General features: G+C 71.4%; 7 protein-coding genes. 3 read left to right on the forward strand and 4 right to left on the reverse strand.

Going from position 1 to position 7,998, the window contains the following annotated elements:
• Positions 1 to 307: 307 nt before the first annotated feature.
• The 3 genes from VGC13_RS28195 (at position 308) to VGC13_RS28205 (ending at position 4,686) form a co-directional block, all read left to right on the forward strand.
• Positions 308 to 766: a cytidine deaminase gene (locus VGC13_RS28195; protein ID WP_331128666.1), complete on the forward strand. Its 459-nt coding sequence runs from the start codon at positions 308 to 310 to the stop codon at positions 764 to 766.
• The gene (locus VGC13_RS28200; protein ID WP_331128667.1) at positions 763 to 2,076 is read left to right on the forward strand and encodes a thymidine phosphorylase; all 1,314 of its coding nucleotides are present in this window, start codon (positions 763 to 765) and stop codon (positions 2,074 to 2,076) included. The genes VGC13_RS28195 and VGC13_RS28200 overlap by 4 nt, the downstream gene beginning before the upstream one ends.
• Positions 2,077 to 2,850: 774 nt before the next feature.
• Positions 2,851 to 4,686, forward strand: coding sequence for a DUF885 domain-containing protein (locus tag VGC13_RS28205; RefSeq protein ID WP_331128668.1), 1,836 nt, complete (start codon positions 2,851 to 2,853; stop codon positions 4,684 to 4,686).
• A gap of 168 nt (positions 4,687 to 4,854) precedes the next feature.
• On the opposite strand, the gene VGC13_RS28210 is transcribed toward VGC13_RS28205, so the two are convergent.
• The 4 genes from VGC13_RS28210 to VGC13_RS28225 form a co-directional block, all read right to left on the reverse strand.
• The gene (locus VGC13_RS28210; RefSeq protein ID WP_331128669.1) at positions 4,855 to 5,409 is read right to left on the reverse strand and encodes an NYN domain-containing protein; all 555 of its coding nucleotides are present in this window, start codon (positions 5,407 to 5,409) and stop codon (positions 4,855 to 4,857) included.
• Between the two features lie 369 nt (positions 5,410 to 5,778).
• Positions 5,779 to 6,153, reverse strand: a complete 375-nt coding sequence (locus VGC13_RS28215) for a hypothetical protein (protein ID WP_331128670.1) — start codon at positions 6,151 to 6,153, stop codon at positions 5,779 to 5,781.
• Positions 6,153 to 6,764 carry an RNA polymerase sigma factor gene (locus VGC13_RS28220; protein ID WP_331128671.1) on the reverse strand — a complete coding sequence of 204 codons (612 nt, stop codon included), beginning with the start codon at positions 6,762 to 6,764 and terminating at the stop codon, positions 6,153 to 6,155. Before VGC13_RS28220 ends, VGC13_RS28215 begins: the two co-directional genes overlap by 1 nt.
• Entirely contained in the window at positions 6,761 to 7,447 is a 687-nt protein-coding gene (locus tag VGC13_RS28225) for a hypothetical protein (RefSeq protein WP_331128672.1), read from the reverse strand. Before VGC13_RS28225 ends, VGC13_RS28220 begins: the two co-directional genes overlap by 4 nt.
• Positions 7,448 to 7,998: the final 551 nt, after the last annotated feature.

Genomic DNA, 7,998 nt, shown 5'->3' on the forward strand with positions numbered 1-7,998 from the left:
GACACAATATATCGTCATGAAACATCAGCATTCTGACGAGAACTGGCTCCGTTGGTGATCGAGGGATGGGGGTCGCTTCGAAGTACGCCGAACTGTGTCCGCGAGGCCCCCCGGCTTCTTTGAACGCGCGTCGGCCGGCCGCTCGCGTAAAGGCTCTGGACCGCGTCACCCCTTCATGGGTCTGAGGTGGGGGCTGGCGGACTCGGGGCGATGCTCGCTCCGTCGCTGCATCCTTCTCGGGCCGCTTGCGTGCGTTTGCGTTCGGAGAGTGTATATTGCCGATCATTCCTCGGACCACCAGCAAGTGATGAGTGCCTTGAGCCCGTCGCCATCCTCTTCCATCGACCCAACGGCCGCGCGCGACCTGCTGGCCCGCGCCCGCGAGGTGCGCGCCAACGCCTACGCGCCGTACAGCCGCTTTCACGTAGGCGCCGCGCTGCTGGCGGCGGACGGGCGCGTGTTCACCGGCTGCAACGTCGAGAACGCGTCGTACGGCCTGGCCAACTGCGCGGAGCGCGTGGCCATCGGCAAGGCGGTCAGCGAGGGCGCGCGCGAGTTCCTGGCCATCGCCGTCACCGGGCCGGAGGAGGTGACGCCGTGCGCCCCCTGCGGCGCCTGCCGGCAGGTGCTGTACGAGTTCGGGCCCGACATGCCCCTCATCATGCCCTCCCCCGGCCCGGACGGCTACGAGGTGACCAGCGTGGGCGCCCTGCTCCCCGGCGCCTTTGGCCCCGCCCGCCTGGCCGAGTCGCAGGGGGGCAAATGACCACGGCCGTGCAGGTGATCGAGCGCAAGAAGCGGGGGGAGGAGCTGACGGCCGAGGAGCTTCGCTACCTGCTGGGCGGGTTCGTGGGCAAGCAGATCCCCGACTACCAGATGGCGGCGTGGCTGATGGCCGTCTGCTGGCGGGGGATGACCGACGCTGAGACGCTGGCGCTGACCGGGGCCATGGTGGAGAGCGGCGCCACGCTGGACTGGCCCGGCCTGGACCGCCCCACCGTGGACAAGCACAGCACCGGCGGCGTGGGCGACAAGACGTCCATCGTCCTGGTTCCCCTGATGGCGGCCGCGGGCGCGGCGTTCGTCAAGATGAGCGGGCGCGGGCTGGGCCACACCGGCGGCACCCTCGACAAGCTGGAGTCCATCCCCGGCTTCGTCTGCGAGCTGCCGCTGGACGAGATGCGCGCCCAGGTGCGGCGCATCGGCTGCGCGCTGGTGGGGCAGAGCCCGGAGCTGGTGCCGGCGGACAAGCTGACGTACGCCCTGCGCGACGTGACGGGGACGGTGGACAGCATTCCGCTGATCGCCGCCAGCATCATGTCCAAGAAGCTGGCGGGCGGCGCGCGCAGCATGGTGCTGGACGTAAAGTGGGGATCCGGCGCCTTCATGCAGACGCAGGAAGAGGCGCGCGAGCTGGCGGCCACGCTGGTTCGCATCGGCACGGGGGCGGGGCGCGGGACGCGGGCGGTGCTCAGCGGCATGCGCCAGCCGCTGGGGCGCGCGGTGGGCAACGCGCTGGAGGTGCGCGAGGCCATCGACACCCTGGCCGGCGGCGGCCCCGACGACCTGTGGGCGCTCACCCTGGAGCTGGGCGCGCACCTGCTGGAGATGTCCGGCCTCGCGCGGGACGCGGACGAGGGGCGCGCCACCCTCACCCGCCTGCGCGACAGCGGCGCGGGCGCGGACATGCTGGAGACGCTGGTCCAGGCCCAGCACGGCGACCCGCGCGTGGTCCGCCAGCCGGAGCTGCTCCCCGCCGCCCCGGTCGTCCGCGCGTTCACGGTGGACGAGGACGGCCCGCGGTGGGTGGAGGCGGCGGACGCGCGCGGCATCGGCGACGCGGCGCTGGCGCTGGGGGCGGGGCGCAAGACCAAGGCGGACCAGGTGGATCCCGCCGTGGGCATCGTCCTGCGCGCGCGCATCGGCGACCGCGTGCACCCCGGCCAGCCCCTGGCCGACGTGCACGCCCGCAGCGACGAAGCCGCCGAAGCCGCCTTCGCCGCCCTGCGCGCCGCCTTTCGCCTGAGCACCGAGCCGGTGCCGGCGGCGGACGAGCCGTACGAGACGGTGGGATAGCGGAGGGCTCCGCCCGGCGCCCCCTCCGGGCTCGCATTACTCGCCCACCTCCCCCAAAACTGCTGGGGGAGGTTGGGGTAGGGCAGAGACCGGGGCGGTCCGAAGGTTTTCGAACTGCGTCGGCAGGGCCCTCACCCGCTCGCTCAGGCTCGCACCCTCCCGCAAGCGGGAGAGGGTATAGACGGCACCGGCTTCGGGGTGTTGCAGAGAGTCTGGCGCGAGCGGAGGCGCCCCCTCCGGGCTCGCATTACTCGCCCACCTCCCCCAAAACTGCTGGGGGAGGTTGGGGTAGGGCAGAGACCGGGGCGGTCCGAAGGTTTTCGAACTGCGTCCGACGGTGGCCCCCTCTCCCGGCCTCTCCCCCGCAAACAGCGCGGGAGAGAGGTGACGCGAGCCGAGAGTTCCGAGGTGCCGGCAGGGCGAACGCAGGCTGTCGAAGCGGGATCGAATTCTCCCCTTTCTCCCGCTCCGCGGGGGAGAGGGCCGGGGGAGAGGGGGCCCTGTCCGGCGCCAGTGCGATACAAGTCGTCGAGCCTCCGCTCCCGCGGCCCCCCCAACCTCCCCCAGCAGTTTTGGGGGAGGTGGCGAGCCTAAGCGAGCCGGTGGGGGCGCCCGCCGACGCGGTTCGATCCCTGCCGCGGCGCGCCCGGTCGGGAACGGCGCCGAACCCGATTTCCCCGAACCTGAATCCCCGCGCCCGGCGCGGGCGTATGCACCCACGCGGCGGCCTTTCGACGGCCGCCGAATCAGTCCCCCCGAACTTCAACTGACGTCATGATCGCGACCAAACGCTGGCTTTGCGCCGGCACACTTGCCCTGGCGGCATGCGCGCCCGCCGCGCAGGTACAGAACGGACCCGCCCCCATGGCTCCGGCGGCGCCGCGGATCGACCCCATGCCGGCGCCCATGGCCACGACCCGCGCCGACTCGCTGGCCCGCCAGGTGACCGCGCTGGCCGACGAAGTGATGCAGACGGCCCTTACCCGCTCGCCCGAGATCGCCACCTACATCGGCCTTCCCGGGATGCGCCACGAGGGCGTAAGCGACAACTCGCTGGCCACCATGCGCCGCTACGAGGCCGAGGACGACGCCTTCGCGGCGCGCGTGCTGGCCATCGACCCCGAGCCGCTGGTGGGCCGGCCCGAGTTCGTGACCCTGGGCTTCCTGCGCGAGGCGGCGCAGAGCGGCGCGCAGGGGCGCGTGTGCCACAACGAGTACTGGGCCGGCGTAAACCAGATGTTCGGCTGGCAGGTAAGCCTGCCGCGGCTGGCGGCGGTGCAGCCGGTGGGCACCGACGCGCTGCGCGCCCAGACGCTGACCCGCTGGCGCGCGCTGCCGCGCACCATCGACAACGAGATCGCCAACCTGCGCGAGGGGCTGCGCCTGGGGTACAGCGCCCCACAGGTAAACGTGCGCCGGGTGATCCAGCAGATGGAGGAGCTGGTGGCCATGCCGCCGGCGCAGTCGCCGTTCGCCTCGCCCATGCAGCGCGACAGCACGCCGGCGTTCCGGGCGGAGTTCGAGCAGGTGATGACGAACGAGATGTACCCGGCCATGCGCCGCTACCGCGACTTCCTGGTCAACGAGTACCTTCCCGCCGCGCGCGAGTCCATCGGCATCGTGGGCAACCCGGAGGGGACGGACTGCTACCGGGCGGCGGTGCGGTCGTTCACCACGCTGGACGTGCCGGCGCGGGAGATCCACGAGATCGGGCTGCGCGAGATGGCCAAGATCCAGACCGAGATGCGCACCATCGCGCAGCGCAGCTTCAACACCACCGACGTGCCGGGGCTGCTGGAGCGCTTTCGCACCGAGCCGCAGTACCTGTTCCGTACGCGCGAAGAGATCGTGGCGTACGCGCAGGGCGCCATCGAGCGCGGGCGGGCGGCCATGCCCCGCTGGTTCGGCCGGCTTCCCAAGAGCGACGTGATCATCGAGCCGTACCCGGAGTTCGAGGAAAAGTCGGCCCCCGGCGGCGCGTACGAGCCCCCTTCCGAGGACGGCTCCCGGCCGGGCAAGTACCGCATCAACACCTACAAGCCCGAAGAGCAGACCAGAGTGGGCGTGGAGTCCACGGCGTTCCACGAGAGCATTCCGGGGCACCACCTGCAGCTGGCGCTGGCCCAGGAGCGTCCGGGCGCGCACATCATCACCCGGTTCATGGGCAACTCCGGCTACAGCGAGGGGTGGGGGCTGTACTCGGAGCGCCTGGCGGACGAGATGGGGCTGTTCTCGTCGGACATGGACCGCATGGGGCTGCTGAGCAACGAGGCCCTGCGCGCCGCGCGCATGGTGGTAGACCCGGGGCTGCACGTGCTGGGGTGGTCGCGCGAGCAGGCCATCGAGTACATGCTGGCCCACACCGCCGAGAACCGGCAGGCGGTGGAGAACGAGGTGGACCGCTACATCGGCTGGCCGGGGCAGGCCACGGCGTACATGCTGGGCAACCTGGAGATCCGCCGCCTGCGCGAGATGGCGGAGCGCGAGCTGGGCAGCCGCTTCGACATCCGCACCTTCCACGACAAGGTGCTGGAGGACGGCAGCGTGCCGCTTCCCTTCCTGCGCAGCAAGATCGAGCGCTGGATCGCGGCCGAGAAGGCAGGGAGCTAGGGGATAGGGGATAGGGAACAGGGGACAGGTTACAGCGGGAACGTGCCCGCTGTCCCCTGTAACCTGTAACCTGTAACCTGTAACCTGTAACCTAAAAAAGCCCGCCGCGAGTCGTGTACTCGCGGCGGGCTTCGAACGTTCGCGTCCTGGGGGGACCGGGCTAGCGGTTCAGAGCAGGAAGTGCTGCAGCAGCTCGGGGGTGATGACGGTGCGCTCGTCCACCTCGTCCCACAGGTCCTTGTGGGGCTGCTGGGGGCCGGTGCCGTGGAACAGGTGCACCAGCACGCCTTCGTTCTTGGCGGCGCGGATCGCCGGAAGGAAGTCGCTGTCGCCGGTGACCAGGATGGCCCGGTGGATTCGCGCCTTGGCCGCCAGCATCACCAGGTCCACGCCCAGGTAGATGTCGACGCGCTTCTGCTCGAAGATGGGGCGCTCGCTCTCGCGGTCGGTGCCGCGGTACTCCAGCTTGCCCTCGCGCACCTCGAAGCGGTTCAGCCGGGTGAGCGCGTTGAAGAAGCGCTGCTTGTTGTCGTATCGCTGCTGGTCTTCCTCGCTGGGCGTGGGGCCCATGTACGGAAGGCAGTGATAGTAGTACGTGCGGAGCAGCTCGTGGGGCCTGGCCAGCTCCTGCGAAAGCTTGCCGAAGTCGATGCGCGGGGAGCCGCAGTCGCGCGAGACCCGGTCGAAGTATCCGCCGTCAATGAAAAGGGCTGCCGTGTTCATTTGGTGTACCGTGCAAGTAAAACAAACCCGCCGCACGAACGCGGCGGGAGGCAACGGGTGTTGAGGCGCGGCTCGCGCCGCGCTGCCCCTCCGGCGGTTTTCCACCTTTGGGGCGCCCCGTGCAATAGGAATTACAGGCCCGCCGCCGCCTTGTCAAGCACCCGCCAGAACACCGATTTCGTTGCGCCACAAAAGATTAGGGGAAACGTACGGACCTTGGACAGACTGCTTCCACAAGTTGGAGCAGATCGCCCGCACCGCGTCGCAAACCGATGAAGTCCACCGCCCCGGCTCTCGGCGTGGAGAGCCGGGGCGATGGACGGCGGGGCGGCCGTGCGCCGTCCGCGCAACGCGTGGAATCGGGCGAGCTTACTCCTCCGCCCCCTGCACCACCGCCTCCAGCATGGCCCGCTCGGCGGCCTCGCCGGTCATCAGCAGACCCACCTGGTCGGGGGTGGAAAGGGTAAGGATCTCGTCCACCACGGCGCGCTCTTCTTGAGACAGCCGCGGTTCCCCGTCCGGGAGCGCGCGCAGGGCCACGGCGGCGATCCCCGCGGCGGCGGCCAGGGGCACCACGGCGCGCAGCCCCCGCCGCAGCGAGCGCGCGCGGCGGCGGCGGGCCAGGGGCAGCTCGGCCGCGGCGGAAAGGCGGGCGCGCAGGGCGCCCCAGTCCGGCTGATCGGCGGCGCCCTCCACCCCGCGCAGCGCGGCGGCCAGCGCGGGGTCGCGATCGATGTCGTCCATCATCCCTCCCTCCTGTCGTACGCGGCCAGCGCCTGGCGCAGCGCCTTGCGGGCCTCGTGAAGGTGCCAGCGCACGGTGCCGTCGGCGATCTCCAGGATCTCGGCGATCTCGGTGCTGGCGAACCCCTCGAGCTCGAACAACTCTACGATGATGCGCTGCCGTTCCGGAAGCCCGGCCAGGGCCGCCCGCAGCCGGTCGCGCACCTCCGCCTGCTCCGCGTGCCGCTCGGGCGACGCGCCGGACGCCGCGGCCGCGTCGGGGATCTCGTCCGTGGTGCGCAGCGCGCGCGCCTTGCGGGCGTTCAATCCCCGGTTCACCAGGATGCGGAGGAACCAGGGCGAGAAGCTGCGCCCGCGCTGAAAGCTGTCGATCTTGCGCAGCACGGCCATGAAGGCGTCCTGCACCAGGTCCTCGGCGTCTTCGCGGTTCCCCAGCAGCCGGTACGCCACGGCGAAGGCGCACCGCATGTAGCGCCCGGCCAGCGCGTCGAACGCGGCGGGGTCGCCGCGGCGCACGCCCTCCACCAGCGCGGGCTCGTCGTCCACGGCCGGGGCCGCGGGCGCGCGCGCCGGGGCCAGGTCCATGGCCAGGACGGGGGCGGAGAAGCTCACGGCCGCCGCGCTTCGTCCCGGCGGGCGCGCTCGCGCTGGCGCTGCGCCTCCCGCTGGCGGCGCGCGGCCTCCTCGCGGGTCACGCGCCGCTCGTGCACGTGGGTGCGGGTCACCGCGCGCACCTCCATCCGCGCCAGCTCGCGGGCGCGCAGCCGCTGCCGCACGGTGAGCACGGCCTGCGCCTGCTGCACGGCTTCGTGGATGTTCAGGCGCATCTGCCGCACGGTGGGCTCCAGCGACCGGGGCACGTCGGGCCGCACCCGCCGCAGGCGGTGCAGCTCGGCGCGGCGCTGCCCGGCGCTCATCCGCTCCAGCTGGGCGCGGCGCTCGGCCTGCAGGTGCTGGTGCTGCTGCACCAGCCGCTGCCGCAGCGGCGCGTTGCGCTGGTCCAGCCGCGCCAGGATGGCCTGCAGCCGGCGCACCTGCTGCTCGCTGAGCGCCAGCTCGGCGCGATGGCGCAGCAGCAGGTCGAAGGCGCGGCGCTCGGCGGCCTCGTGCATCGCCCCCTGCGTGGCCACGCGGGCACGCGCCGCGTCCACACGCGCACGCTCGGCGCTGACGCGGGCGCGCTCCGCCTGCGCGCGCTCCCGCTCGGCCGCGCCGGACTGCGCCGCCGCTGGGACGGACGCCAGCGCGGCCAGCAGCAGGATCAGCGCGGGGCGGGCGAAGCTCTTCATCATCATTGCCAGTCGTGATTCGTGCGTTCCAGCGCGACGTCCGGCGTCCGGGATCCACAAAAGGCCGGCGTCCGGTCACGCGTGCCGCTCACCTCGATCGCGGGGGTGGCGGAGAGTTCTCAAGATCGCGCATCAGGTGGAGAGTACCTCCTGTTCCCGTGCGCCGGTGAGAGCACCTGCCGATCCGCATCCCTCCCCCAAAAAACGCGGATGGCACCCTGCCGCATTCCATCTTTATAGCGTTCCCGGCAGCCCACGCCGGCTCGTGCCTCGCCGGCCGGCGCGCCATGCCTCCGCTCACATGGGCTTCGAGCGCATGAACAGAGGAAACGGCACGAGCGAACTCTGTTGACTCTGCCGGCTCTGTGTGAGAGGGTGTTTAAGAATCCCTGCGCTCGCGCCGGTCTGTCATTTCGAAGGAGGCGCCACACCGCACCATTGGCTCGCACGAAATCCGGCGCGCCGACTGAGAAATCTACTGTCTGCTGCTGGTGCCCCGCCGCACCGCTCCGGCACTGGCCCTGTCCGCCCGTGTCGTAGCCGCGAAGCAGGCACGG

It is taken from the genome of Longimicrobium sp. (assembly GCF_036399255.1).
GTDB lineage: Bacteria > Gemmatimonadota > Gemmatimonadetes > Longimicrobiales > Longimicrobiaceae > Longimicrobium.

Bases quoted from the DNA above. Each gene is read 5' to 3' on its own strand.
- VGC13_RS28195 (WP_331128666.1), top strand. From the start codon at position 308: ATGAGTGCCTTGAGCCCGTCGCCATCCTCTTCCATCGACCCAACGGCC.
- VGC13_RS28200 (WP_331128667.1), top strand. From the start codon at position 763: ATGACCACGGCCGTGCAGGTGATCGAGCGCAAGAAGCGGGGGGAGGAG.
- VGC13_RS28205 (WP_331128668.1), top strand. From the start codon at position 2,851: ATGATCGCGACCAAACGCTGGCTTTGCGCCGGCACACTTGCCCTGGCG.
- VGC13_RS28210 (WP_331128669.1), bottom strand. From the start codon at position 5,409: ATGAACACGGCAGCCCTTTTCATTGACGGCGGATACTTCGACCGGGTC.
- VGC13_RS28215 (WP_331128670.1), bottom strand. From the start codon at position 6,153: ATGGACGACATCGATCGCGACCCCGCGCTGGCCGCCGCGCTGCGCGGG.
- VGC13_RS28225 (WP_331128672.1), bottom strand. From the start codon at position 7,447: ATGATGATGAAGAGCTTCGCCCGCCCCGCGCTGATCCTGCTGCTGGCC.